This is a genomic window from Aliirhizobium wenxiniae (assembly GCF_014201355.1).
Lineage (GTDB): Bacteria > Pseudomonadota > Alphaproteobacteria > Rhizobiales > Rhizobiaceae > Neorhizobium > Neorhizobium wenxiniae.
The window spans coordinates 1,519-3,059 of record NZ_JACHEG010000024.1; the positions used below are offsets into that span (position 1 = coordinate 1,519).

The window sequence follows — 1,541 nt, forward strand, 5'->3', positions numbered from 1 at the left end:
CGGTCACATTGCTCTCGACTCGCTGACCGTTCTCCTGCCGCAGCAGATGCAGCGTTATGTGGAACTGGTCATCTATATCGCAATCTGCCTGTTCGGGGCCGCCATGGCCTATAACGGCTGGATCCTCGGCTGGTCGGTTGCTCCCTACCTGATGCCCAATCTCCATGTGACGGAGGCCGTGCGCTATATTCCGCTCGCTGTCTCGGGCGTCCTGATCATCATGTTTTCAATCGAACATATCATGGCCATTTTCCGTAAGGCGGAGGTTGTACCGTCATGGCACTAACCATTCTTTGTATCACTTTTGTCGGCTTCCTCGTTGCGGGGATCCCGGTTGCCTTTGCGATCGGCCTGTCGGCGCTTTGCACCATTCTTTATGAAGGTCTTCCGATCGCCGTCGGCTTCCAGCAGATGATGGCGGGCATGAACGTATTTTCGTTTCTCGCCATTCCTTTCTTCATTTTCTCCGGTGAATTGATGCTGCATGGCGGCGTTGCCGACAAGATCGTCAATGCAGCCAAGGCCATGGTCGGCCACGTCCGCGGCGGCCTCGGCATGTCGAACGTCGTCGCCTGCACCCTCTTCGGCGGTGTCGCCGGTTCCCCCGTTGCCGACGTCTCGGCCATGGGCGCCGTCATGATCCCGATGATGAAGAAGGAAGGCTATGACGCCGACTACGCGGTCAACGTCACGACGCACGCCGCTCTCGTCGGCGCCCTGATGCCGACCAGCCATAACATGATCATCTATGCACTGGCCGCCAGCGGCAAGGCATCCATCGGTGCCCTGATCGCAGCCGGCATCATGCCTGCCCTGCTTCTGATGGTCTGTAACCTCGGTGCGGCCTATTACGTCGCAAGAAAACGCGGTTATCCGGCAGGCACCTTCCCCGGCTGGCACATCGTCATGCGGTCGCTCGCTGCAGCGGCGCCCGGCATGCTGATCGTGGTGATCATCCTCGGCGGTATCATCTCAGGTATTTTCACCGCGACGGAATCTGCGTCCATCGCCGTGATCTACACGATGCTCCTGACCTTCTTCATCTATCGCACGATGACCTGGGAAGCTTTCCTGGCGGCAGCAGCCAAGACGGTCAAGACGACCGGTATCGTCCTGCTCCTGATCGGCGTATCGACAATGTTCCAGTATCTCATGGGTCTCTACGGCGTTGCCGATATGACCGGTGAGCTGATGAGCCACATTTCGACCAACCCGATCGTCATCTTCCTGATGATCAACATCATCCTGTTCCTGCTCGGCACGTTCATGGACATGGCCTCGACCATCCTGATCTGCACGCCGATCTTCCTGCCGATTGCCATGCAGTATGGCATGGACCCGGTCCAGTTCGGCATGGTGATGCTGCTCAACTGCGCACTTGGCCTCAACACGCCGCCGGTCGGCACCACGCAGTTCATCGGCTGCGCCATCGGTGAAATCTCTGTCGGCGAAGTCATGAAGTCCATTCTGCCTTTCTACAGCGCGCTCTTCCTCGCCATGGCATTGGTCACCTATGTGCCGATGTTCTCCATGTGGCTGCC

The 1,541-nt window shown here is 58.2% G+C and carries 2 protein-coding genes; both read left to right on the forward strand.

The features are described 5' to 3' along the window. On the forward strand, positions 1 to 286 hold a 286-nt coding region (locus HNQ72_RS30895), incomplete at its 5' end, for a TRAP transporter small permease (protein ID WP_188868405.1). Beyond that, on the forward strand, positions 277 to 1,541 hold a 1,265-nt coding region (locus HNQ72_RS30370; protein ID WP_183998373.1), incomplete at its 3' end, for a TRAP transporter large permease. The genes HNQ72_RS30895 and HNQ72_RS30370, both read left to right, overlap by 10 nt.